Genomic DNA, 26,424 nt, shown 5'->3' with positions numbered 1-26,424 from the left:
CTTATATTTTATTTTACGTCTTGCATTAATTTTCTCACAAGCTTGGACATCAAAATTAATACCACACCAGCTATCAATGCATAGATTCCCAGAGTTTTATATCCGTCGGTATAAGCAATAAGTTTACTCATGTTGGTATTGCCGGTATTGGCCTCCGAAAAACTTGCTCCGATTTTACCGGCTGCAAACTGTCCGAATGCACTTGCCAGAAACCACAATCCCATCATCATTCCGAACATTTTCTTTGGTGATAGTTTTGTGATAATAGACATTCCGATCGGCCCCAAACATAATTCTCCGAAAGTAATGACCAGCCAGGTAAAGGTAAACAGATTAAGTGAAGATTTTCCATCAGCACCTGCAAAATATCTTAAACTATAAAATAAAAAGAATCCGGCTGCAAGGAATAAAAATCCAATCCCGAATTTGTTGATGGTATTCGGTTCTAATTTTCTTTTATTTAAACCAATCCATGCCAGCCCGATCAATGGACTGAAAATGATAATGAAAAATGAATTGGCACTATTATTAATAACATTAGGATCCATACCAAAGCCTAAAAGCTTATGTACAAGATTATCTTTTGCAAATAAAGATAATGAACCTCCGCTTTGCTCATAAATAGAGTTGAACACAAAGTACATGAAGATGAATATGAATGCGGCAACAAGCTTTTTCTGATAAGGTGTGGTTTGTTTTAATGTTTCTATGATAAAATATCCGACCGCAACAATTCCTATCAGGTACATAAAATAATCGGTATAATCCGTATTCTTGACCATGATAAAAATAAGCGGCATACTTAGCAACGCTCCGATATAAACCAACACTTCACGAGTCGTTCTTTTGGATTGTGGAAGAGCCTGTAATGGAGAATCTCCGATAGGGCCTAAGGTTTTCTTTGTCGCAAAAAATGTAATCAAGCCTAAAATCATTACAACGGCAGCTGCAAGGAAACACCATGACCATGAATAATATTTCCCCAGATAAACACATAAGCCACCCCCAAGTAACCCACCAATATTAATACCTGCATAAAATAATCCATATCCTGCATCCCTTCTTGGGTCATCCTCCTTGTAAAGTTCTCCTACCATCGAAGAAATATTAGGTTTGAAAAAACCGGTACCAATGATTGAACAGGTAATTCCGAAATAAAAGAAATCATGGGGCGAAAAGGCAATAATAAGATTACCAATGGACATGATAAGTCCGCCAAAAACCAATGATCTTTTAAATCCCAGGATCTTGTCTGCAAAAATTCCCCCGATAAAGGTGAATGCATAAATGAAGGCCTGTATTGCTCCATATTGTAAATTGGCTTTATCTTCCAATAAGCCCAATTGGTCCACCATAAAAATGGTAAGAACTCCGCGCATCCCGTAAAAACAAAAACGCTCCCACATTTCTACTGTGAATAGCGTCCAAAGCTGTTTAGGATACTTGCCTTTAAAATCTTGTATTTCTTCTAATGTATACATAGTAAATGAAAATAAACGAAAAGCGGTTTCATTTTGAAACGGCGTGCTAATTTATAAAAAAACCTCTGACAAAGCAGAGGTTTTATAGTATTTTATTAATGCAACTACTTTACACCGTGCATCATTTTCTTTAAAATAGGTGAAATTAAACCTAAAATTACCGCAGCAATACCGCAAAGTACTACGAATACCATGAAGAATTGAAACAGGTTGTGAATTTCAAATCCGGCAAATGTAGGATTGTGTAATGGGAGCTGGGCTTTATCAAAAGCAGCTATTTGATCAGCTGTTAAAGTTACTTTTTTGTCTAAAACATCCTGAAGGTTTACTCCGATTTCCTCCGCTTTTTTAAATTTATCACCTGTTGCAGGAATAAGAGCTCCTAACGAACCTGCTAAAGCATAACCTGCTGCATTGGAGATAAAGAAAACCCCGTATAGTAATGAAGCGAATCTTTTTGGAGCTAACTTACCTACTAGTGATAAACCAATAGGAGAAAGGCAAAGCTCACCGCATGTCTGGATGAAATACAATAGCATCAACCATTTGATTGCTAACAAACCTGAGCTTCCAAGATCTTTTACATTGTGGGCAATAATGAAATAAGAAAGCGCAATTAATGCCAATCCCATAGCTTGCTTGAACGGAGATACAGGTTCTTTTCCTTTGGCTCTTAATTTGTCCCAGATCAAACTGAACGGAACGGCAAGTATAACAACAAAGATCCCGTTGAAGATCTGAACCATGGAAGGAGGCATATTCCAGCCTAAAATATTCCTGTCTGTCTGGTTATCCGCAATGAACGTCAGGGAAGAACCTGCCTGCTCAAAAGCGGCCCAGAAGAAAATAATAAAAAATGATACGATATAAATTACCCAGATTCTCTGTCTTTCCACTTTATTTTCAGCAGAAGTCATAATCAGGAATGCTAAAGCGATACCTGCCGCATAGATGAAAGGATAGATAATTCCTTTGATAAGTTGTCCCATCTCTACTGAATTGAATCCAAATTCTCCTACAAGAAGATATCTGAAAGCAAAAAATAAAACGACAAATATAAGCCCCGTTATTCCTAATGACGGACCTGAGAATTTAGCCGTTTGGGTTTCCCCTTCTTCAAAATCTGCACTTGTATTATGTTTTGGTAATCCTCCGATAGGTCTTCCTTCCGGAGTCACCACATATTTGTTTTTAAGGATGAAGAATGTTACAGTTCCGATGATCATGGCAATAGAAGCTGCAAGGAATCCCCATTTGAAGGCGAAAATATCTCTTACCCCTGTTGCTGCATCTTTAACATCCCCAACGTATGGACAGATAAATTGCCCAAGGAATGCTCCGATATTGATTCCCATGTAGAAAATAGTAAAGGCAGAGTCCAGCTTTGATTTTTCCTGCTTAGGATAAAGGCTTCCAACCATTGAGGAGATATTCGGTTTAAAGAAACCGTTACCAAAAATGATAATGAACAAGGCAAGCCACATGATAAGCTTAGCACTTCCGATATCAGCAGAAAAAGTGGAGGCACTTATGAACAGTAAAAACTGACCGATGGCCATTAAGGATCCACCAATAATAATGGCGTATCTGTTACCAATATATTTATCAGCAATAAATCCTCCTAAAAGAGGTGTTAAATAACACAAAGCTAAAAATCCACCGTAAATGATCGCTGCATCAGCTTCTTTTATCAATAGGGAGTTTACCATAAAGAGCGTTAAAAGTGCTCTCATCCCATAAAAGTTGAAACGCTCCCACATTTCTGTTCCGAAAAGAACCCATAATCCTTTGGGATGTCTGGAGCTCTTATTCTCTACAAGTTCATCCGGTTTCGGACTTAATGCTTCAATATTATCCATTCTTATTGTTAATTTTTGTTAAGACTAGCAAATATAGTTTTTTTTGAGTTTTTGGCAAGATTTTAATTTTATATTTAAATAAAAAAGCTGTAGATCAATTCTACAGCTTTTATTATCTATTAAAAAGGGTTAATTAATGCCCTTTTTCTTTCATGATCCTGTTTAATCTTTTAAGCATTGAAAGCCCTAAAAGCGTAGCAAAAATCAATAAAGCAAAGTTAACCAGGAAATAATTCATCTTGTTATCATAGCTGTACCACGTACTTGCCAATATTCCTGATAACTTATTTCCGACTGAGTTGGCAAGGAAAAAACCACCCATCATCAATGCTGTAATTCTTGCAGGAGAAAGCTTTGAAACAAAAGAAAGTCCCATTGGGGAAAGGCAGAGTTCTCCTACTGTAATCACTCCATAACCGGCAACAAGCCACCATGGAGAAACTTTTACAGCTCCGTTATCTCCGGCCATTACTGCCAATACCATTACCAGGCAGGATAATGCGGAGATGAATAAGCCTAAAACAATTTTTGTAGGAGTAAGCGGCTCTTTTCCTTTTCTTCGTAATATTGCCCAAAAGCCTACGATCAGAGGGGTTAAAGCAATAACCCAGAAAGGGTTTATGGATTGAAATAATTCAGTGTTGTATAAATAAACCTTATTCTTTGGATTTTTCTCTAATTCAGCACGTTGTTCAGAAGATATATTTTTAAAATAAACATCTTTCCCCTGCACTTTAATTGTATTTCCGTCTTTATCTTTCTGTGACTGGAATTGATTGTCATAAACAGGAACTTCTTTGTCCTCATAACTTTTACCATCTACCATATAGATATTCTCTAAAGGTTTTTCTATGGCTGCGGGAACACTTCGATCGGTATAATAATTCGCCCATCTTGTTAAAGCGGTTCCGTTTTGTTTAAAAACTGCCCAGAAAAACATACTGATCATAAAAACAGATAATAATGCTCCGATAGCCGTTTTTTCTTCCGGTTTTGCTTTAAAATAAAGAGAACCATAAAAATAGATGACAGGAATACATGCAAAAATAAATGCATCGGTGCTATCGCTTCCAAATATATTACCCGGAATAAACCATCCGATGGCTCCGGCAATAATAGCCGGTAAAAAAACCTTTATTAAGATTTCCGAAAGCTTAGTATCTCCTTCCTGAACTGGTTTCATCTGAGCTGCGTGGATATAGTGCTTCCTCCCAATGGTAAAAATGACCATTCCGATAAGCATTCCTACTCCGGCGGTAATGAAAGCTTCACCCCATCCAAATTTGTTACGCATGAAAGCAGCAATAATATTGCAGATAAATGCTCCTATGTTGATGCCCATATAGAAAATATTGTAACCAGAGTCCTTATTGGCTTTATAAGGTTCTTCAGAATATAGATTTCCGAGAAGGGTAGAAATGGTTGGCTTAAAAAAACCGTTTCCGATGATAATAAGTGCCAGAGAAGTGTAGAATAAAGGGAGATCCTTGAAAACGCCCATTCCTATATATCCAGCAGCCATCAGAATTCCTCCCAGATAAATAGATTTGATATATCCCAAAACCCTGTCTGCCAAGAAACCTCCAATAAACGGGGTTAGATAGGTAAGTGCAATATAGGTCCCGAAAATATCGTCAGCGGTTTTGTCCGGTAATCCCAGACCTCCTTTTAAACCGGTAGGTTCAATAACATACAAAACAAAAATTCCGAGAATCAAGTAGTACCCGAACCTTTCCCACATTTCGGTAAAAAATAGAAAAGGCAGGCCTTTAGGATGTTTAGTCTTCATCTATACAAATTTCAAATTTCCCAAAAATAAGTTTTTAATTTTAATTGATAAAATAAATTACTCTTTAGAAAAACGATAAATGAAATGAATATTAAAAAACCTTCTAACGTAAATCAGAAGGTTTAATAAATATTTTTAACGATGGATTATAAATTATTAAGGATAAAATCCGTCATTTTTTGATAGAGCTGAGGTCTTGTTTGTCCGCCACTAATTCCGTGGTTTTTATCAGGATATGCCATGAAATCAAATTGCTTTTTGTTTTGGATCAAGGCCTCCGAGAATTCCATAGAATTCTGAAAATGTACATTATCATCGGCAGTACCATGGATTAGTAGAAATTTACCTTTGAGCAGTTTAGAGTATTCTGTTGGAGAATTTTTATCATAACCGTCAGCATTTTCCTGTGGAGTTCTCATGAATCTTTCCGTATAAACAGAATCATAATACCTCCAGTTGGTAACCGGAGCAACAGCAATTCCTGCTTTGAAGACGTCGGCTCCTTTTGTCATAGCCAAACTTGTCATATATCCACCAAAGCTCCATCCGAACATTCCGATTCTGCTTTTATCAATATAAGATTGATTTCCAAACCATTTCGCAGCGGTAATCTGGTCTTCAATTTCATATTTTCCGAGGTTCATATATGTTACCTTTTTATATTGAGCTCCCTTGTAACCAGTACCACGTCCGTCTACACACGCTACAATATATCCTTTCTGAACCAAATGATTGAACCACAGTGTATTTCCTTGATCCCAAGAATTAGAAACCTGCTGAGAACCGGGCCCGGAGTATTGGAACATAAATAAAGGATATTTTTTATTCGGATCAAAGTTTTTAGGTTTTATGATCCATGCATTCATCTGATCACCTGCATTATTTGGAATGGTAATGAATTCCTTCACGGCAAAATTATCTGCTTGTAATTTTTGAAGCTGGTCGTTATTGTTCTGAAGTTCTTTTACTGTTTTACCATTACCGTCCTTAAGTACAAAAGTATAAGGCTTTGAAACAGAGGAGGAGGTTTCAATGAAATAATTATAGTTTTTGCTGAAATTAGCAGAGTTATTTCCTTCTGTATTGGAGATCAGCTGTGATTTCCCATTCTCAATATTGATTTTGGATACTACCTTGTTAATACTTCCTTTTTCAGTGGTCTGAACATAGATTTCTTTAGATTTTGGATTGTAGCCATAATAATCAGTTACCTCCCAGTTTCCTTTTGTAACCTGCTTCTTCAGTTTACCATCTTTGTCATACCAATATAGATGACGGTGCCCGTCTCTTTCTGATCCCCAAAGGAAAGAATCATCCTCCAGGAATTCCAATGTTGGACTGTCCGTATCAATCCACTTATCATCTGTTTCTGTAAATAATTTTTGAACAGCACCGGTTTTTGTATTAACTTTTAAAACATCAGAAGCGTTTTGTATTCTTTCTGAAGTAATCAAAACCATTTCGTCAGGTTTTGCTGTCTGAAATACATTGGGAATATAATAATTCTTGAAGGATCCAAGATTTAATGGCATTGTTTTTCCTGAATCAAGACGGTATAATTGAGCTGATACAACAGAATTCTTTTCTCCGGCCTTTGGATATTTATAACGCATTTCTGTCGGATAAAGAGTTTTACCATAAATAGGAATATAAATTTCCGGAACCTGGCTTTCATCTGATTTTATGAAAACAATGGCATCCGAATTTTTGGTCCATTCATACTGTCTTGCATGTCCGAATTCTTCTTCATATACCCAGTCAGCAAGTCCATTGATAATTGAGTTTTTCTTTCCGTCCGTCGTTATCTGAGTGATCTTTCCGGAATTCAGATCCTGAAAAAACAGGTTATTGTCTGCAATAAATGCCAGTTTAGATGCATCCGGTGAAAACCTGGGCTCCTGAACGGGTTTCCCTTCATTAACAGAAATGATTTTCCCTGATTTAAGGTCTTTAACTTCAAATTTCCCTAAAAACGAATGTCTATAAATAGGCTGTCTTTCTTTAAGCAAAAGAATTTTGGATTCATCATCGGAAAACTCATAGCTTTCAAACTGCCCGTCTACTATATTACCTTCTTTTTGAGAATTTTTATAAGAATATTTTGCGATACCGCCTTGCTCAATAACCAGGTAGTTTTCTCCGTTTTTCATGGAAGTAATTCCGGCAATGCCTTTCCCACGGTAATATCCTGAATATATTTTATCTAATGTGATTTCTTGTGCAGATAGATTTTGAAGAGCTATGGCAACACCAAGACTTAATAGGATTTTTTTCATTTCTAATTTTAAACAGATTCAAAGATAATAATTTTATCAAACGCACAAAAAAGCTTTTTAATATAAGGCTTTGGCAAAAAAATTGAATGTATTATTACAAATCAAGCTAAAATAATAATTATGGAAACGAATGCATTCAATCAGAAATTAAATCGTTACGTTTTGAATGATCAAATAGTGTATACGGGTTTTTCGAGCTTTAAAGATGCTGAAGCATGTGCACAGAAAAAGGGCGGAACTTTAGTGGAAGTAAGCTTTAAAGATGGAAATGATAATCCGCAGATTTCAGATGAAGCAGGGCTTATTGAAAAAAAATTACATTATTATGTATATGCAGGTGATGAATATAAATTTATCCATTCCTCAGATCCGGGATTCAGAAAATACGCAGACGATCTGCAGAAAATAAAAGCTAAGATGCGTCAGGATGCTCCTGACGAAAGATATTTAGCCAATTTTGAAATTGAAAATGCAGAAGATCCGATTATTGTGATCAAAAATGATCGTTTAGAATCGGTTACTTCAAGAGAGCGTTCAAAATATTTGAAACACGCTGAAGTTTATGAAATAGGGGTATCCCTGCCAAAATCTTAAAAAAATAGCATCATGAGCAAGACAAAATATTCAGATAAAGCTCAGGAAAAAGTAGGAAAAGTAATGCACGAATTCAAAGAGGGTAAATTAAAATCTTCTTCTGGAAAAAAAGTGACAAGTAAGAAACAAGCTGTTGCAATCGGAATTTCTGAGGCAAGAGAGAAAGGCTTGAAAGTCCCTAAAAAGAAAAAAGACTAACTTAAAATAAAAGCTGCCGGAGAATTCTCCGGCAGCTTTTATTTATAATATTGACCTAAAAATTATAAGGGTCTCAATTTTTTAAATTTCTCAATTCAGCAATTTCACCCTAATAATTATACAGCATGCTATAGTATTCATCAGCCATTCTATCGCTGTTAAACTGATGCTTAACATCGTCCATGGCATTGTACTGTATTTTCCTCCAGCTGTCTGCATTATCGTAGTAGGTTGGGAGGATCTGGTTTTCCAGGATTTCATATAACTGGTTTAAATCATAGTTGTCCTGTTCGTAGATGCTCATATTCAGGTAATCTGCTTTTTGAACGACAAAAGAGTTTTGTCCGTGTCTTGCAAATTCAGGAATCCAGCCGTCATCTGTCGAAAGATTTACAGAACCATTCATAGCAGCAGTCATTCCGGAAGTTCCTGAAGCTTCTCTTGGAACCCTGGGATTATTCAGCCATAGGTCTGAACCCTGTTTTAGTGATTTGCTTAAAGAAAGCTCATAACCTGTAAGGACAGCCATGTTTTTATGATTTTTACTTTCTTCTACCAGTGTATTGAATGTAGAAATGGCAGAATAATCCATTGGATAGGGTTTCCCTGCCCAAATTATCTGAACAGGATGTTCAGGATTATTCAATAACTTGTAAAATCTGTCCTTATCGTGCAAAAGCAGATCAGCACGTTTATAACCGGCAAATCTCCTTGCCCAGACTATAGTAAAAATGTTTGGATTGAAAAGATTTCCTGTTTGATCGGCAACGATTTTAAAGAGTCTCTTTTTTAAATATTTTTTACGGTAATCAAATGCCTGATCGTCTCTTTCATCTTTGGAGTTGTAGAGGCGCTTATCTGCCCAGTATTTAAATTCCTGGGCATTGGTGATTGATTTGATTTCGCAAATTCCGGGATATTTACTCCACATTGCTCTGGAAACCACACCGTGAAGTTGTGAAACACCATTGGCAACTTTAGCCATTTTTAATGCACAAAGAGAATGATTGAAACGTTCATCATCTACTCCTTCTATGCTTTTGGCTTCTTCCATACTAAAGCCTGAAAAATAAGACATGTCATAACATAATTTCAGATTATGTTTTTCATTTCCCGCTTCTTCAGGAGTGTGCGTTGTGAAAACAAGTTTCTCTTTTACTTTGCTTAAATCTCCATTGTATTTTCTTAATAAATAAAATGCAGCGGGCAAGGCATGTGCTTCATTCAGGTGATAAATATCTCTTTCCAGATTCATTTCGTCCAGTAATTGGGCACCTCCTTTTCCCAATAAAATATATTGAGCCAGCTTTGTCGATTCATTGGCATCATATAGTTTATGACAGATTGTTTTTGAAACGTGGTCATTTTCCGGTACATCTGTTGATAGAAAAAACATAGGGGCGGTATGGAAAATTTCAGGATCCAGATACCATACTTTCACCCAAACAGGAGCGCTGTGGATTTCAATTTGGAATTTTATTCCGGTATCTTCCAAAAAACTATACATTTTTTTTGTCCATACCGGCTGTAGTGTCTGATCGTGGTTTCTTGCCTGATCATAGTATCCGAATTTCCAGAGTATTCCTATTCCTATAAAATCCTGCTTTAAATTATAGGCGCTTCTCATATGTGAACCGGCTAAAAAGCCCAGTCCTCCGGAATATATTTTTAAAACCTGTTCAATGGCAAATTCCATTGAAAAATAGGCAACTTTTTTTGAATATTGGGGATTGGTATTAAAAGGTATTTTAAAGTTTTTAAAATCCATGTATCACAATTTTGTATTTAAAAGCCAAAGGTATTGAATATGAAAGTAAACTATACATTAATTATTTGACAATTTATTTTTAAAAATATCTGTTGAATAGTTTTTTTGCTTACCTTTAAGTGTAATTTTTTGATAATCAAAAACTTCTCAGATGAAACTTTAGGTTCCATGTTTTATTAACCATTAATAAAAAGGCAGTCATGAAAAAGGTGTTTTCCGATGAAGATTTAATCAAGAATCTAAGCTTATATTACCTGAATCGACATTTGAAAAAAAAGCCGATAGAAAAGTATCATCGTAAAATAGACGAATCTCAGCTTCATGACCGCGAAAAGTATAAGAAAAAATCAGAAATTTTACTGTTGAATTCTTTTATGCATCATTTTCCCGATGTTAAATTTGAAAACCTTACCTGTGAAAGTCCCGACTTTATCGCTAATTTAAATGATAAAAAAATTGGGATAGAACTCACTGAGGTGATCAATCATTTGGAAATGAAGAAGATAGAAAGTAATCTTAACAAGATTTTCCGTCAGGCTGAAATATTATTAGAACAAGAAGACACTACGAAATATCGTGGTGTTTATTTTTTAGAATTTCATTCGGATTTCAGGTTTGATAATCCCGAGGAACAGCAGGAAAGTATTCTTGCCATCTGTAAGAGCATAAAGAAAAACAAACCGGTAGGCTGCGTTAAAAAAATCAGGAAGTCTTTTCATCGCAGAAATGTATTTATTACACATGAATACAGTATGAATTTATTTGATGAATTATGCTCGGATAAAATACTTGAACTGATTGAGAAAAAGAATGAAAAATTTCCTTATTACGACACTTCAGTAGACGAATGCTGGCTTGTGATCGTTTCAGATATGAATTCTATTGCATCGCGATATACCTTTATTCAGGATAAAGAACATCTGAATGAAGTCAAAAGTCCTTTTCACAAAATTTTCCATCTTGAGAATTTATGTGGGAATTTGACAAGTATAAAATAATTCTTTAATAGATGTGTTTTTGTTTAAAAATTACATATTTTTAATATGTATTGTTAATGATTTTTGTTATTTTATAAATTTTAATGAAATAATAAGTATATTTGATATATGTGTTGTGTATTGATTTAATTATTGATTAATTTCTAACAAAAGCATGTATTCATGAGGAAAAATTTACTTATTATTTTTTTATTGATCTCACAAATCCTCTTTTCCCAGGCAGATTGTTCATCTGCATTATCGGTTTGTGGAAATTCAAGCATTACATATTCTCCCACAGGAATTGGAGCTGTAAATGAAAATTTAGGAGGGTGCTTAATAACAGGCGAGCACAATTCAATTTGGTATAAACTTACTATTGCCACTGGCGGAACGCTTACTTTTGATTTGGTGCCCAATGATCCGGATGCGGATTATGATTGGGCTATTTATGGTCCTAATGTAGCTTGCGGAAGTTTAGGATCTCCTATACGCTGTAATGCTGCAACTGTGATTGGTGTAGGTCCGTCTACAGGATTAAATATGACAAGTACGATTGTAGATGCACCTGGTGGATCACTGACTCCTTATTGTAAATATTTAGATGTTTTGCCAGGTCAGACTTATTATTTATATATAGATAACTGGGTGGGTGCTGCCAGTACTACAATGGCTCCGTTTTCTTTGACCTGGGGAGGTACTGCTGCTTTGGCATCTCCTTTCACGGACCCTGCAATACAGCCATATCCATTTGTCCCTCCGGGGGTTCCTGCGGCTAATCCGGCTGACCCACGTGAAGTTATTATATGTAATAGTCCGGCTGTTTTTGATTTCAGTACTTTGACGGCAGGCATTCTTAATGCGAACCCTAATTTCCAGATAACATACCATACTTCACAAAATGATGCCCTTTCCGGTGCAAGCCCGATTTTAACTCCCATTACCGTTAATACAGCAACAACTTATTATTTCAGTATACATTATCAGGATCCTGCGAATCCCAACAATCCAATCAATTCATGCAGGCAGGTGGGTGCCTTTAAATTTAAGCTGGGAAATATAACAGGGAATAACGTTTCTTTATTTGCCTGCAACAATAATAATGCGGGTACGGCAACATTTGATCTTACAACTGCTGCTGTTTTTGGTGATCCTACAGCAGTTAAAAAATATTATCCGTCTTTAAACGATCTTAATGCAGGTACTAATGAAATTCTGAATCCTTCTGCATATGTATCTGCTGAAGCAACAGTATATGTAAAAATAATTTCCCAGCTGGGATGTATTGGAACAGGGATGATTTATCTTAAGTTTTATCCTGTGGTGGTTGTAAATGATGCTATTTTGAGATCATGTTTTATTGAAGGCGCCTCCTCTACAGCGTCTTTTAATCTTACCGCCGCATCGGTTACTACACAGGCACCCGTAACCAAGAAATATTATCCTTCACTTACTGACGCGGTGAATGGAACAAATGAAATCGCAACACCGTCTGCGTACATCGCTTCTAATGGTGTGGTATACATAAAAGTATTCAATTCAAATAATTGTTTTGCCGTCGCAAAAGTTACTCTAGCTGTGCTCCCACCGGTAAAATCGACAGTCCTTACTGATAAAACCATCTGTATGGAGGATACTACCACATTGGATGCCGGTCCCGGCTTCGATTCATACCTCTGGAGTACAGGTGCTACAACCCAGGCGATCACAAACGTAAGCGTAGGGACTTATTGGGTAAAACTAAAAACTGGAGAATGCATCACAACTCAGGAGGTAAAAGTGTATGCAAGTGAGCAGCCTGTAATATCCAATATTGATATTTCGACCAACACTATTACAGTTACGGTTAACGGAGGAACACCTCCTTATCAATATTCATTAGATAATATCAACTGGCAGACTTCTAATGTATTTAGCAATGTACCGAGAGGAGATAGCCAGGTCTATGTAAAGGATTTTTATGACTGTGATCCAATTGATATTACAGTGGTGGTACCGAACCTGATCAATGTAATTACTCCGAATAATGATGGAATTAATGATGTAATTGATTATTCAGCGCTGGCCCACAAACAAAATTTAATATTGAGTATCTTCGACAGATATGGTAATAAGGTTCACCAGGCCGACAAAACAAATGGATATAAATGGGATGGTACTACTAATGGTAGTAAAAAGGTTCCTACTGGGACATATTGGTACTCGGTAACCTGGAACGAAAATGATAAGAAAAATACACCGGTTAAATTCTCAAGCTGGATACTGGTGAAAAACAGGGATTAATATTTGATAATCATAAAAAAAACCATCCTAAAAAGATGGTTTTTTCTTTCAATATTTTTAAATTTAATGAATGAAAGAATTATTTATCAAACGATTCAGTTATTATAAATCTCTCGGAGACAGGGCTTTTGAACAACTGTCAGAAGAGCAGCTATTCTGGCAGTTTAATAACGAGAGCAATTCCATTGCAGTAATTGTAAAGCATGTTGCAGGAAATATGATTTCCCGATGGACGAATTTTTTAACAGAAGATGGAGAAAAAGAATATAGAAACCGCGATGAAGAATTTGTCAATGCATTTAAAACAAAGGAGGAGGTTATCAATTTCTGGGAAAAAGGCTGGAGTTGTTTATTGAATGCATTAGATCAGATCACTGATGAAAACCTGTATGCTAAGATTTATATTAGAGGAGAAGGGCATACGGTTTTAGATGCTGTTTTTCGTCAGCTGGCCCATTATCCCTATCATATCGGGCAGATCGTTTATATTGCTAAAATGATAAAAAATGATGATTGGAAAACGCTTTCGATTCCAAGAAATGAATCTCAGGAGTTCAACATGGAAATGAAAAATAAATGGAATAATACTGAATTTAAAGGTAATTCCTCACCTGTTTGTTTTGAAAATAACCCGGAAGTCAGAGACGATTACAAACAATAGACCGAATCAATTTAGAGTCTTTATTTAAATTACTATCTTTGCACTCATAAAATTCAGGACTGATAAAAATGTCAAATTTTCATAAAACCGCCGCATTTCATACCCTTGGCTGCAAATTAAATTTTGCGGAAACATCTACTATTGCTCGTCAATTAACAGATGCCGGATATGATAAGGTAGGTTTTGATGATAAGGCTGATGTTTATGTGATCAATACCTGTTCCGTTACTGAAAATGCAGATCGTGAGTGTAAACTTCATGTAAAAAGAGCAATGAAAGCGAATCCAGAAGGACTGGTTGTTATTGTTGGTTGCTATGCTCAGCTCAAGCCTGAAGAAATTTCACAGATTAATGGAGTTGATTTGGTATTAGGTGCCAAAGAAAAGTTCAATATCCTGAGTTATCTTGACGATTTAGAAAAATCTGAAAGTGAGGGAATTGTTCATTCCTGTGAGATTGAAGAAACCGACTTTTTTATAGGAAGCTACTCAATCGGTGACAGAACAAGAGCCTTTTTGAAAGTTCAGGACGGTTGCGATTATAAATGTACCTATTGTACCATTCCTTTAGCAAGAGGGATTTCAAGATCAGATACGATCGATAGTGTTCTTAATAATGCTAAAGAAATTGCAGCAAAAGATATCAAAGAAATTGTCCTTACCGGAGTGAATATTGGAGATTATGGAAAAGGTGAATTCGGGAATAAAAGACATGAGCATACTTTTCTGGATCTGATTTCTGAGCTTGATCAGGTAGATGGGATCGAGAGAATACGTATTTCGTCTATTGAACCTAATCTTCTGAAGGATGAGAGCATTGAACTGGTTTCCAGAAGCAGGAGCTTTGTTCCTCATTTTCATATTCCTTTACAATCCGGATGCGATGATCTGTTGAAAAAAATGAAGCGACGTTATTTAACCAAGCTTTACCGGGATAGAGTGAATAAAATTCGTGAAGTTATGCCTCATGCGGCTATTGGTGTTGATGTGATTGTTGGATTTCCTGGAGAAACTGAAGAAAAGTTCATGGAAACCTATAACTTCCTTAATGATCTTCCCATCAGTTATCTTCATGTTTTCACTTATTCTGAAAGAGAAAATACCGAAGCAGCAGATATGGAAGGGGTTGTTCCCATCCCTGAAAGAAAAAAACGCAACAAAATGTTGAGGATCCTTTCGGAAAAGAAAAAAATGTCGTTTTATCAAACTCAGCTTGGAAAAACACTTCCGGTCCTTTGGGAGCATGAAAATAAAGATGGCAAGATGTATGGTTTCACTGAAAACTACGTAAGAGTCCAAAAAGATTTTGACCAGGCATCGATTAACCAGATTGAATTTTTAAAACTTGAAAAAATAGAAGCTGACGGTACGGTTTCAGTACTTAATTCTTTTGAGAGCTTTTTAGAAAAGGTATAGCCTTTTTATCTCCTTTCTTATTCATATTATTACAGACTTCTCATCATTATTGATGAGGATAGAAAGCAAATTGTCATTACCAAAATTCAAAGAGGATTTCGTATCTTATAGATTTCGAAAGTGCATTGGACGGCACGATTTTGCTGATTTGTCTTAAGATATAAATTTCATGCTCCTATTGAAAACTGAAAAAAACAAAAAATACAATAATTTGAACCGTTTTTAATGGAGCTGAATGCGGGAAAGTATTCTGTATTTTTTTAACTTTGATAAAATTCAAAAACGATATGAGAGATAAATTTTTGCTTTGGGGTGCTATAATTTTAGTTGTAGCCTGGGCTATCGCTTTCTTGATAAAAGCGGATTGGTGGATTCCTATTTTACTTACTATTATTTATGCTGTTGGAGTTTATAATGTTACACAATCAAAGCATGCAATTTTAAGAAACTTTCCTGTTTTAGGATATTTCAGATACTTTTTTGAAAGCATTTCTCCTGAAATGCAACAATATTTTATTGAGAGGGAAACAGATGGGAAGCCTTTTCCCAGAAATCAACGTTCAGCTGTTTACCGGCGTGCAAAAAACCTTAGCGACACCGTTGCATTCGGAACACAACTGGAGGTTAATCACAGAAAATATGAAGGGATTAAGCATTCTATATATGCTAAATCGCCATCCGAAGAATTACCAAGAGTATGGGTAGGAGGGGAACAGTGTACGCAACCTTACCATGCGTCGTTATTTAATATTTCAGCGATGAGTTTTGGAGCATTAAGTGACAGGGCACAGATTTCACTGAACAGGGGTGCGAAAAAAGGTAATTTTTATCATAATACAGGGGAAGGAGGTATTTCCCCACATCACCTGGAAGGAGGTGATTTATGCTGGCAAATAGGGACAGGATATTTTGGATGCAGGGATGAAGAAGGAAAGTTTAATCCGGATCTCTTTATAAAGTATTCTACATTGCCTAATGTGAAAATGATTGAGATTAAATTATCTCAGGGGGCAAAGCCGGGACATGGGGGAGTTTTGCCGGGAGTAAAAAATACACCTGAAATTGCAAAGATTCGTCACGTAACACCTGGAGTAACCGTGATTTCGCCACCATCGCACTCTGCTTTTTCCAATGCAGCAGGTTTATTGAGATTTGTACAGCAACTAAGAGAACTTTCCGGAGGAAAGCCTGTAGGGTTTAAGCTTTGTATAGGAGATACAAAAGAATTTGAAGACATCTGTGTTCAGATGAATGTGTTAAAAATATATCCGGACTTTATTACCATAGATGGAGCCGAAGGAGGTACGGGTGCTGCACCACCGGAATTTTCAGATGGCGTAGGAATGCCTTTGGAACCGGCGTTGATTTTTGTAAATAAAACACTTAACAATTATAATGTTAGAAAAAAGCTAAGGGTCATTGCCAGTGGTAAAGTATTGACAAGTCTTGATATTTTAAGAGCGGTGGCGATGGGAGCTGACATGTGTAATAATGCCAGAGGATTTATGTTCTCACTGGGATGTATACAGGCGCTCAGATGTAATACCAATAATTGTCCTACAGGTGTTGCTACGCAGGATAAGATGCTGATCAAGGGACTGGATGTTACAGATAAAAGTGAAAGAGTATATCATTTTCATAAAAATACCCTTCATACGTGTAATGAGTTGATTGCCGCAGCAGGACGTAGTTCTTATGAAGAAGTAGATGCATCCATGTTTATGAGGGGAGATGAATTCGATCATCTTGCGGATCTTTATTTTCCGGATATTTTAGGAAATGTAAGACAGAAAACAAGAATGTAGATAAATAAAAAGCGCTTCAGTTATTCTGAAGCGCTTTTTTTATTGATGTTTTACTTTTACTTATTCATTTGCAGGTCTATCTGATGTTCCATACACCTGGAAATTAAATACAAATGTCCTGTTTTGAAGAGAATATCCCGTATAGTTATAATGGGCCTCTCTTCCAAAAGCAGCTCTGGAAGGAACAATAATTACTCCCTGCAGGTTATAAGGAGCCCCATCTGTTAAAGCAGGTGATGCTGCTTTGAAAAACTTCAACCCTTCCTGGAATCCTTCTATTTCATAGTATTTTCTCTCTCTTGCTACTGCAGGAAGGTTTTTATCATTTATAACTGCTTGCTTTACATAATACCACATAGGATCCGAAAGGGGAGATCCAGTTCCGTTTACTGTATTGACAAGGCTTGGGGAAACTGAAGATGCTACAAGTGCTACTGTTCCGTCTGTATTGGTCGCCAGATAATAATTTGCTCTTACCATCATCCTAAGAACATCGGTAGCGCCTATTGTTTTTGCCGGAGAAGGCTGTGCACCTGCTCTTACGATGTACACAACTCCTGAAGGAAGTTTTACAGGATTTAATTCTGCTAGCTTCTTCTCATGGTCATCAATGGTATCAGTAGCACTGAAAGCTTTTATATTTCCTTGGGTATCAAGATAGTTGTCGTTCAGGAACTTTTGGATAGCCTGATCATCATAGGTATTTCTTACTGCTACATCATCGGGCTCAACAAATGTTTGTGCCTCATCATCTTTTTTACAAGCAGAAAAACAAAGAGATCCTGCAAGGATATATAAAAATATTTTTTTCATTTCAAAAACTTTAATTACTTTACAAATAATATAACGGCAAAAGTATAAAAAATTATGAGAATAGATAAATTTTTATGGAGCATTCGTTTTTATAAAACGAGAACTGTTGCAACTGAGGAGATTAAGAAGAACAGAGTTTCCATTGGAGATACTGTTGTAAAGTCTTCAAAAGAGGTAAAAGAAGGTGATGTAATAAAAATCCGTAAAAATCAGATTGATTATAAGATTAAAGTAATCCAGATCCCTAAAAGTAGGATAGGAGCTAAACTGGTATCTCTTCATATCAAAGATGTAACAGACAAAGAGCAATACGAATTGCTTAAAATGCGTAAAATGACCCAGGACTATTACAGAAGCAGAGGAGAAGGCAGGCCTACTAAAAAGGACAGACGAGACATGGATGGATATGTGGAAAATGATATTGCATCAGATTTTACAGATTGGGACGACTTTTTTGGTGAAAGTGAAGACGATGGAATGGAAAATGAGGTTGAAGAGAAATCATAAATAGAGTTTCTCGATAATTTCATCAACGATGGCTTCAGGTTCTCTGGAGTCTGTAGTCACACTAATCATAGCCTTGCTATAGAATTGATTTCTTTCAAATAAATGCTTAGCAATAAACTCAGGAAGGTTTTCATCAGAAATATTAGCGATTAATGGTCTTTTTTCTTTCTGTTTTGAAAGCCTTTCTGCTAAAGTACTAACGGAAGCTCTCAAAAAAATGCTCTTAGAGTTGTTATTAATGATCTCCATATTATTGTAATAAACAGGAGTTCCACCGCCGAGGCTTAAAATAAGATTTTCTTCGGTAGCGAGTATTTCTTCCAAAGTTTCTCTTTCCAGCTTTCTAAAGTAGATTTCACCCTTTTTTTCGAAGATTTCCGGAATAGTTAATTTATTTCGTCTGGAAATCTCTTTATCGAGGTCAATTAATTTAAAATTTATTTTTTCGCTTAAAATTTTGGAAATGTGTGATTTGCCACAACCCATGTATCCGACTAGTGAAATTATCATGAAATATTTTTAAACAAATTTGCGAAAAAGTTTTGAGAAATTAAAAAAAGTTATATCTTTGCACCACTTAAAACAAGGGACATTACTTAAATGAAAGTTGTTTAAAATAAGTGGCCGACTCGGTAGCTCAGCTGGTAGAGCAATACACTTTTAATGTATGGGTCCTGGGTTCGAATCCCAGCCGGGTCACTAGCAAAAATATTACTAAATTTTGTAATTTTTTTGCCTGCGTGGTGAAATTGGTAGACACGCCATCTTGAGGGGGTGGTTTCCTAAGGATGTGCTGGTTCGAGTCCAGTCGCAGGCACTGCAAAGAAAAGTAAATTTTAAGTTGCATATTGATTTAAAATTTGTAAATTAGAATTACGACCGACTCGGTAGCTCAGCTGGTAGAGCAATACACTTTTAATGTATGGGTCCTGGGTTCGAATCCCAGCCGGGTCACAAGTTTACTGAAAAGTAAATTTTTTTCATATTAATATTTTGTGATTTGGTGTTCAAAGGCTTCCTTCAGGAGGCCTTTGATTTTTTGTATATGAGCAGGTGAACAAAAAAAACTTCGATTAAGGAATCAAAGTTTACATTTTTGTATTGCGAAATTATCAGGAGATTGTGTTAATCCAGATGCATATTGTCAATTAGTCTTACACCGTCTACAACAACAACTATAAAAGCTCTGTAGGATTTATCTTTATAAAAGAAGTCTGTTTCTTTTAATGAGTTTTCATCTGCGATCATAAAGTACTCAAGCTTCATACCGTGCTGATGATCGAAAATATCAACAACTCTTTCTTTAATTTCAGGAACGGTGATTACTCTGAACCAATCATTGACCTTTTTTAATGTTTCATAAATAATTTTTGAAACTTCCCTACGATCTTCATGCAGTCTTTGGTTTCTTGAACTTAAAGCGAGACCGTTATCTGCCCTGTAAATAGGAACTCCTGTAATTTTTATAGGAAGATGCTTTTTCTCAACCAATTTTTTAATAATAGCAAGTTGCTGGAAATCTTTTTCTCCAAAATAAGCATTGTCAGGTTGTATTTGCCTGAAAAGCTCTTCTACTACCGTTCCTACACCGTCAAAATGGCCAGGTCTGGATTTTCCTTCCATTTCATTTTCCAGGCCGTCAAAATCATAATGATGACTTTCAGCTTTTTCAGGGTAGATATCTGTAATTTCAGGAATATAAACGGCGTCAACTAATCCGGAATTTTCTAAAATAAGTATATCCCGGTTCACATCCCGTGGATATTTTGCAAGATCATCAGGGTTATTGAATTGAGTAGGATTAACAAAAATTGAAGAAATTACAAGATCATTTTCATTCCTTGCTACTTCATAAAGAGAAAGATGCCCATTGTGAAGAGCTCCCATTGTAGGTGCAAATCCTATTCTTTTTCCCATTTCTTTCTGTCTTTCAATGAAATCCTGAAGTGTTTTTTTATTTTTTAAGACTTCCATAATTAATTTTAATAGCAATTCAAAAATACTAAAATATCAGATAATAAACTGCGTTTTTGATAATTTGAAAAAGGTAATTTTCGTAAAAAAATGTTAATTAAAATAATGTTGGATGTTTTTTTGTAATTTTGCACATTAAAGCATTTTTACAAAAAATTAGATAGAAATTTATGCCGAATCAAAAAATACTGTATATTACTACAGAAATGTATCCATATCAGGAAGATACAAACATGGCTACTGTGGTAAACAAAATGGCGCTTAAAATGCACAATGAAGGCAATGATGTTAGAGTTTTTATGCCAAGATTTGGACAAATAAGTGAAAGGAAATTCCAACTCCATGAAGTTATCCGTCTCTCAGGAATGAACATTATCATTAATGACCTGGACCAACCTCTAATCATTAAAGTGGCATCTCTTCCGGGGGAAAGACTTCAGGTCTATTTTATAGATAATGAAGAATACTTCAAAAGAAAACAATATTACTATGAAGATGATGGTAGCCCTTTTGAAGATAATGACGAAAGAGCAATATTTTTTGCAAGAGGAGTAATTGAGACTATTAAAAAGCTGAACTGGGTTCCCGATATCATTCATTTGAATGGTTGGATGGCTTCTTTTGTTCCTATTTATCTTAAAACTTACTACAAATCCGATACGTATTTTAAAGACGCTAAGATTGTTCTTTCATTATATAATGAAAAAGACGCCCCTCTTAACGATAAAATCGGAGAAAAACTAGAATTCGATAATATTTCGGGACTAAAAGCGTTAGATAAGCCAAGCTTTCAAAGTTTTGTCATTGAAAGCATGAATTATGTAGACGGGGTTGTAAAAGGAGATGAATTCCTGGATGGAGACCTGGATAAGGCATTCAATGAAACATCTACAACCAAATCGGAGTATCTTGATGTAGATTCCATAAACAAACTTTATTAAAAAGACATTTAATGACTCGTACTATTAAAAGAACTTTTGCCATACTTTCTCTGGCAATTTTCGGCAGTGTGTTACTTTATAATTGTGAGCCGGATCCGGATTCTTTGGGAGAACAATTATTTTTAGATGGAGCAGCTCAGGGAAAGGAGACTTCCTACAATGTTATTGCTTTTAACATCCTTAATAATGATTCCATTAAAAGTGACGCTACCCAATTAGGATCAGCAGTTTTAGGTGCTTTTAAAGAAGACCAGTTTGGAATGCAAAAGGCGTCTTACATTACACAGCTTAGATTATCTACTTATAATCCTGATTTTGGGGCCAATGCAAAAGTAGATTCAGTGGTTCTTGTAATCAAACCGACCTATGCATCAGATTCACTTACAACAACAACGGATGAAAATTATGTGTATCCGGATGGAAATGTGGCTGCAAAAAAAGAGGTGAAAACATATCCTATTAACAAATACGGAAAAGCGAAAAAGACGTTCCACATTGATGTCAATGAAGTTACGGATTTCCTGGGAGCTGCGACCGATAGTGTAAAATCAAATGCTAATTTTGCTTATAATTCAACTGTACTTGGAACAAAAGAGTTTAAAGGGACGATTAACACCGTGACTATTACTAAAGATTCTGATAACAGTTCTTTGTTTTCAACAACTACACCTGCGATCAGGATTCCATTGGATAACGGTAAAACCTTATTCCAGGAAAAAATTATTGATAAGAAAGGTAAGCCGGAACTCGCTGATGCTTCCAACTTTATCAGACATTTTAAAGGACTTAGGATTTCCGTTCAGGAAAATGACGGATATTTATTCCAGTTTTCTCCTAATGACATAGAGTTGATCATGTATTATAAATATGATAAAACGGATAATGGAACAGTAACCAGACCTCAGGCAACTTATTCATTTGCTTTAGGAGCAGGGAATACACATGTTGGACAATATCAATATGACAGATCGAATTCTGCATTGGCGACTGCCATTAATTTGAATATGGTAGGAAATCGTGTGAATGGTGATAAAAAGCTGTATGCGCAAGGAATGGGAGGACCTTCTATCGGGGTGAAAATTCCGGATTCAGAAATCCAGAAATTAAAAACTCTATATCAGAATAATAAGGCTGCCATTATTAGTGCTAAAATCAGAATATATACAGATGCTTCTACATGGAATAATAGTTATGTAAAACCAAGTCTGTTTACTTTCTTGCAAAAGGATAGAAAAGAAAGCTCTATAACACCACCTTATATAACTACTACTGCATTTACTAGTGATGTATTGACTCTTGCGGGATCTCCAAATTACTCAATATATAAGGTCTTTGATTTAGATAAAAATCCCACTCCTGCTCATTACGACTTTATTGTTACAAAATCAGTAAAAGATTTAGTAGAAGGAAAACCAGGCGATTATGCATCAAACAATACTAATAAGTATTATAGAATCGATATTGGAGGTTTCTTGTCTAATTCTGATAACACGGGTCTTGCTGGGGCTAAATATACTTCAAGATCATACACAAGAGATAGAGCTGTTTTTGTCGGTTCTGCTGATTCTACTAATGATAAAAGAGTTCAGTTAATCGTTACTTACGGAACAAAATAAATTTAAACATACACCAAATAAAATAAATTATGTGCGGAATAGTTGGATATACAGGCTTTCAGGATGCCTATGATGTAGTTATTAATGGTCTTAGAAGACTAGAATACAGGGGATACGACAGTGCGGGAATTGTTTTGGAAAATGCAAACAATTCATTTGAAGTTGAAAAAACAAAAGGAAAGGTAGATGATCTTGTTAATATTTCAGCTCAATTAAAAGGTACTGCGAAAATTGGGATGGGACACACACGTTGGGCAACTCATGGGGTTCCAAGTGATAGAAACTCTCACCCGCATTTATCTAATAATAATAAAATTGCAATCATTCATAATGGAATCATTGAAAACTATGATACCATTAAAAAAATGCTTGCTGATAAAGGATTTACTTTCAAGTCTGAAACAGATACTGAAGTTTTAGTGAATCTTATCCAGTATTTTATGGATATAAATGTAGCAACAGATTTTCCAACTGCGGTAAGATATGCACTTAATGAGGTATACGGAGCTTATGCTATTACTGTAATGCACGAGGATTATCCTGGCGTTTTGGTAGTTGGAAGATTAGGTTCTCCTTTAGCAATTGGTATTGGAGATAAAGAATATTTTATTGCATCTGATGCCTCACCTTTTGTAGAGTTTACAAAAGAAGCAATCTATCTTGAAGAAGGACATATGGCTACAATCTCTTTGGAAGGAGGAGTGGATATCAGAACAATCAATGAAAACTCAAGAATAGAGCCGGAAATCCAGCAATTAAAATTAAGCCTTGAGCAGATCGAGAAAGGTGGATATGAGCACTTCATGCTTAAAGAGATTTTTGAGCAGCCAAAATCGATCCACGATACAATGAGAGGTAGATTACTTGTGGATGAAGGAATCATCAAGATGGCGGGAATCTGGGATCACGTTGAGAAATTTAAAAATGCCAACAGAATTATCATCATAGCTTGTGGTACTTCATGGCACGCAGGTTTAATTGGTGAATATCTTATAGAAGAATATGCAAGAATCCCTGTTGAAGTGGAATATGCATCAGAATTCAGATACAGAAACCCGATTATTACAGATAAAGATGTTGTAATTGCGATTTCCCAATCGGGAGAAACTGCCGATACAATGGCGGCTTTAAAACTGGCAAAAGAAAAAGGAGCGTTTATATATGGTATATGTAATGTAGTGGATTCATCTATTGCAAGAATTACGGATGCAGGTTCTTATACGCATGCAGGACCAGAGATCGGAGTAGCTTCTACAAAAGCATTTACTGCCCAGCTTACGATCCTTACACTTATTGCATTCAAGCTAGGAAAGCATAATGGCAACCTTGGAAATGCTGAATTCATGAGTCTCATTTCAGAGCTTGATGCAATTCCTAAGAAAATTGAAGAAGTTTTGAGTTCAACACATGAGTTGACTCAGAGTATAGCTAAAGATTTCGTAGGGGTTCATAACTTCTTGTATTTAGGTAGAGGCTATAATTATCCAGCGGCTTTAGAGGGAGCTCTTAAATTGAAAGAAATCTCTTATATCCATGCAGAAGGGTATCCTGCAGCGGAGATGAAGCACGGACCTATTGCTTTGATCGATGAGAATATGCCAATCGTTATTATTGCGCCTAAAAAAGGTCACTATGATAAGATCGTAAGTAATGTTCAGGAAATTAAAGCAAGAAAAGGAAAGGTGATTGCTGTTGTTAATAAAGGGGATCAGCAGGTAAGCGAAATGGCAGACTACGTTATCGAAATTCCTGAAACTTCAGAATGCTTCTCTCCAATAGTTGCATCTGTGCCTTTACAGCTGCTTGCTTACTATATTGCAGTATATAGAGGAGCCAATGTAGATCAGCCCAGAAACCTTGCTAAGTCGGTAACTGTAGAATAAAAATACTAGGAAATAAAATAAATTTAGATTTCTCGCGTTATTTCAAAAAAAATCTTAAAAGTTTCTTAAAAAAATTATATATTTACGGCTTAATTATAAAAATTAACATGAAAAGGATATTTCTTTTATTATTGTCTGCGTCGGTAGCGTCGGTATCTTGTTCAGGTGGTGGTAGCTCTTCTGTAGGGAAGCCAGGAACAAAAGGAGAGTTGATACCAAGAGAAAAAACTAAATCATTTGTTGCTGAAAGACCATACGGTATGGTTGCAATTCCTGCAGGATCTTTTATCGCAGGTTTAGCTGATCAGGATATCACTCATACTCCTGAGAAATCAGCACTGAAAACAGTAACTGTGTCCTCATTCTTTATGGATGAAGCAGAAACTACTAATGCAGAATACAGAGTATTCATTAACTACGTAAGAGACTCTATTGCCAGAACTCTACTTGCTGAAGCTGCCGGAGAAGGTGGTGAAGGTGGAGGAAGAGGTGCCAGCATCGGAGATTATGCATACCTTGCTAAGAAAGAAGAAAACCTTACTCCGTATCAGGAATATTTAGAAGGACAAGGAGGAAGAGAAGATGGGGGATATGATGCAAGTAAAAGACTGGATTGGAAAATTCCATTGCATTGGAATACTTCAAAATATCCTGATGTAGAATATGCGGAAGTTCTTGAGTCTTTATATTTACCAGCTTCTGCCAGAATTGGTAATGAAAGAATCCTTGATGTTAGTAAATTAAAATATAATTACCAGTGGGGAGATATGGATGCTGCTCTTGCTGACAATGAAAGAGGGGTAAACTACCTTAAAAGCAAAAGTATAGCAATCTATCCGGATACAACTGTTTGGGTAAAAGATTTCCACTTCGCCTATAACGAGCCATTATTTGAACAATATTTTTGGCATAAAGCTTATAAAGATTATCCTGTTGTTGGGGTAACCTGGGATCAGGCAAGAGCATATTGTAATTTCAGATCTAAATTGAAAACGGATTACAATGAAAGCTTAAAAAGAAAAAAACAGAGACCATTACAATTCCGTTTACCTACAGAGATCGAATGGGAATATGCTGCAAGAGGAGGTATGCAGAATGCTACTTATCCTTGGGGAGGTCCATATTTGATGGATGACAGAGGATGCTACCTGGCTAACTTTAAGCCTAAGCGTGGTAATTACATGGAAGACGATAAAAAAGGTACTTATACATATACAGCTCCAGTAAAGAAATTTAAGAAAAATGGATTTGGGTTATTTGATATGGCTGGAAACGTTTCTGAATGGACAGAATCTTCTTACAACAATTCTTCATACGGATTTTCTTCAACTCTAAACCCTTCTACTAAAGATAAATCAGATTCTAAGAAATCTGTAAGAGGAGGTTCTTGGAAAGATATAGGCGCAATGCTTATGACTGGTGCAAGAGATTGGGAAAGAAAAGATTCTGCAAGAAGTTATATTGGATTCAGAACTGTACAGGATATTCCTGAAGCTGCTGTTAAGCCAAGAAGGGTTAACAGATAATCAGATACATAATTATTTTTCAATACAATTTATTTTTAATCATTAAAAAAAACTAACT

General features: G+C 35.9%; 20 protein-coding genes and 3 tRNA genes. 15 read left to right on the top strand and 8 right to left on the bottom strand.

Annotated features, from left to right (window positions below; genetic code table 11):
* Positions 1-8: 8 nt before the first annotated feature.
* The 4 genes from AC0INN_RS18290 to AC0INN_RS18275 all read right to left on the bottom strand — a co-directional run bounded on the left by AC0INN_RS18290 (position 9) and on the right by AC0INN_RS18275 (position 7,405).
* On the bottom strand, positions 9-1,481 hold the full coding sequence (locus tag AC0INN_RS18290) for a peptide MFS transporter (protein WP_273650767.1): 1,473 nt from the start codon (positions 1,479-1,481) through the stop codon (positions 9-11).
* Positions 1,482-1,585: 104 nt separating this feature from the next.
* Positions 1,586-3,340 carry a peptide MFS transporter gene (locus AC0INN_RS18285; RefSeq protein WP_172283843.1) on the bottom strand — a complete coding sequence of 585 codons (1,755 nt, stop codon included), beginning with the start codon at positions 3,338-3,340 and terminating at the stop codon, positions 1,586-1,588.
* A gap of 133 nt (positions 3,341-3,473) precedes the next feature.
* The gene (locus tag AC0INN_RS18280) at positions 3,474-5,129 is read right to left on the bottom strand and encodes a peptide MFS transporter (protein ID WP_172283845.1); all 1,656 of its coding nucleotides are present in this window, start codon (positions 5,127-5,129) and stop codon (positions 3,474-3,476) included.
* A 146-nt stretch (positions 5,130-5,275) separates the two neighbouring features.
* Positions 5,276-7,405 (bottom strand): S9 family peptidase, encoded by a 2,130-nt coding sequence (locus AC0INN_RS18275; RefSeq protein WP_273650768.1) that lies wholly within the window; start codon positions 7,403-7,405, stop codon positions 5,276-5,278.
* Between the two features lie 120 nt (positions 7,406-7,525).
* Between AC0INN_RS18275 and AC0INN_RS18270 the strand changes: the two genes are divergently transcribed.
* Together AC0INN_RS18270 and AC0INN_RS18265 are read left to right on the top strand one after the other, a co-directional pair.
* On the top strand, positions 7,526-7,999 hold the full coding sequence (locus AC0INN_RS18270) for a hypothetical protein (RefSeq protein ID WP_172283848.1): 474 nt from the start codon (positions 7,526-7,528) through the stop codon (positions 7,997-7,999).
* Between the two features lie 12 nt (positions 8,000-8,011).
* Entirely contained in the window at positions 8,012-8,197 is a 186-nt protein-coding gene (locus AC0INN_RS18265) for a DUF6496 domain-containing protein (RefSeq protein WP_172283850.1), read from the top strand.
* A gap of 109 nt (positions 8,198-8,306) precedes the next feature.
* Here the strand turns inward: AC0INN_RS18265 and glgP are convergent, their stop codons facing one another.
* The gene (gene glgP / locus AC0INN_RS18260) at positions 8,307-9,965 is read right to left on the bottom strand and encodes an alpha-glucan family phosphorylase (RefSeq protein ID WP_273650769.1); all 1,659 of its coding nucleotides are present in this window, start codon (positions 9,963-9,965) and stop codon (positions 8,307-8,309) included.
* 200 nt (positions 9,966-10,165) lie between these two features.
* Between glgP and AC0INN_RS18255 the strand changes: the two genes are divergently transcribed.
* From AC0INN_RS18255 to AC0INN_RS18235, 5 genes are all read left to right on the top strand, one after another.
* Positions 10,166-10,963, top strand: a complete 798-nt coding sequence (locus AC0INN_RS18255; RefSeq protein ID WP_273650770.1) for a hypothetical protein — start codon at positions 10,166-10,168, stop codon at positions 10,961-10,963.
* 162 nt (positions 10,964-11,125) lie between these two features.
* Positions 11,126-13,225, top strand: a complete 2,100-nt coding sequence (locus AC0INN_RS18250; protein ID WP_273650771.1) for a T9SS type B sorting domain-containing protein — start codon at positions 11,126-11,128, stop codon at positions 13,223-13,225.
* Between the two features lie 70 nt (positions 13,226-13,295).
* Positions 13,296-13,886 (top strand): DUF1572 domain-containing protein, encoded by a 591-nt coding sequence (locus AC0INN_RS18245; RefSeq protein WP_306614465.1) that lies wholly within the window; start codon positions 13,296-13,298, stop codon positions 13,884-13,886.
* Positions 13,887-13,954: 68 nt separating this feature from the next.
* On the top strand, positions 13,955-15,301 hold the full coding sequence (mtaB, locus tag AC0INN_RS18240) for a tRNA (N(6)-L-threonylcarbamoyladenosine(37)-C(2))-methylthiotransferase MtaB (RefSeq protein WP_273650773.1): 1,347 nt from the start codon (positions 13,955-13,957) through the stop codon (positions 15,299-15,301).
* A 287-nt stretch (positions 15,302-15,588) separates the two neighbouring features.
* Positions 15,589-17,106, top strand: coding sequence for an FMN-binding glutamate synthase family protein (locus AC0INN_RS18235; protein WP_172283861.1), 1,518 nt, complete (start codon positions 15,589-15,591; stop codon positions 17,104-17,106).
* 60 nt (positions 17,107-17,166) lie between these two features.
* On the opposite strand, the gene AC0INN_RS18230 is transcribed toward AC0INN_RS18235, so the two are convergent.
* Positions 17,167-17,919: a type 2 periplasmic-binding domain-containing protein gene (locus AC0INN_RS18230; RefSeq protein ID WP_273650774.1), complete on the bottom strand. Its 753-nt coding sequence runs from the start codon at positions 17,917-17,919 to the stop codon at positions 17,167-17,169.
* 54 nt (positions 17,920-17,973) lie between these two features.
* Here AC0INN_RS18230 and AC0INN_RS18225 point away from each other — a divergent pair, with 54 nt between their 5' ends.
* A complete protein-coding gene (locus AC0INN_RS18225) occupies positions 17,974-18,426 on the top strand; it encodes an RNA-binding S4 domain-containing protein (RefSeq protein WP_172283865.1) in 453 nt (150 codons plus the stop codon).
* On the opposite strand, the gene AC0INN_RS18220 is transcribed toward AC0INN_RS18225, so the two are convergent.
* Complete coding sequence (locus AC0INN_RS18220; protein ID WP_273650775.1) at positions 18,421-18,936, bottom strand: shikimate kinase; 516 nt, start codon at positions 18,934-18,936, stop codon at positions 18,421-18,423. The genes AC0INN_RS18225 and AC0INN_RS18220 overlap by 6 nt on opposite strands.
* A gap of 116 nt (positions 18,937-19,052) precedes the next feature.
* On the opposite strand from AC0INN_RS18220, the gene AC0INN_RS18215 reads away from it, so the two are divergent.
* The 3 genes from AC0INN_RS18215 (at position 19,053) to AC0INN_RS18205 (ending at position 19,380) form a co-directional block, all read left to right on the top strand.
* Positions 19,053-19,125 (top strand) — tRNA-Lys (locus AC0INN_RS18215).
* A 35-nt stretch (positions 19,126-19,160) separates the two neighbouring features.
* Positions 19,161-19,243, top strand: a tRNA-Leu gene (locus tag AC0INN_RS18210).
* A 64-nt stretch (positions 19,244-19,307) separates the two neighbouring features.
* Positions 19,308-19,380: transfer RNA gene (locus AC0INN_RS18205), tRNA-Lys, on the top strand.
* 171 nt (positions 19,381-19,551) lie between these two features.
* On the opposite strand, the gene panC is transcribed toward AC0INN_RS18205, so the two are convergent.
* Positions 19,552-20,400: a pantoate--beta-alanine ligase gene (panC, locus tag AC0INN_RS18200; protein WP_273650776.1), complete on the bottom strand. Its 849-nt coding sequence runs from the start codon at positions 20,398-20,400 to the stop codon at positions 19,552-19,554.
* A gap of 170 nt (positions 20,401-20,570) precedes the next feature.
* On the opposite strand from panC, the gene AC0INN_RS18195 reads away from it, so the two are divergent.
* The 4 genes from AC0INN_RS18195 (at position 20,571) to porK (ending at position 26,366) form a co-directional block, all read left to right on the top strand.
* The gene (locus tag AC0INN_RS18195; protein ID WP_172283870.1) at positions 20,571-21,341 is read left to right on the top strand and encodes a glycogen/starch synthase; all 771 of its coding nucleotides are present in this window, start codon (positions 20,571-20,573) and stop codon (positions 21,339-21,341) included.
* Positions 21,342-21,352: 11 nt separating this feature from the next.
* Positions 21,353-22,957 carry a DUF4270 family protein gene (locus AC0INN_RS18190; protein ID WP_273650777.1) on the top strand — a complete coding sequence of 535 codons (1,605 nt, stop codon included), beginning with the start codon at positions 21,353-21,355 and terminating at the stop codon, positions 22,955-22,957.
* A gap of 29 nt (positions 22,958-22,986) precedes the next feature.
* On the top strand, positions 22,987-24,840 hold the full coding sequence (gene glmS, locus AC0INN_RS18185; protein ID WP_172283874.1) for a glutamine--fructose-6-phosphate transaminase (isomerizing): 1,854 nt from the start codon (positions 22,987-22,989) through the stop codon (positions 24,838-24,840).
* A gap of 107 nt (positions 24,841-24,947) precedes the next feature.
* On the top strand, positions 24,948-26,366 hold the full coding sequence (gene porK / locus AC0INN_RS18180; RefSeq protein WP_172283875.1) for a T9SS ring complex lipoprotein PorK/GldK: 1,419 nt from the start codon (positions 24,948-24,950) through the stop codon (positions 26,364-26,366).
* Positions 26,367-26,424: the final 58 nt, after the last annotated feature.

The organism is Chryseobacterium subflavum, assembly GCF_055762745.1.
Note: the sequence above shows the minus strand (reverse complement) of the source record. Positions and strands in the feature narration are given on the sequence as shown.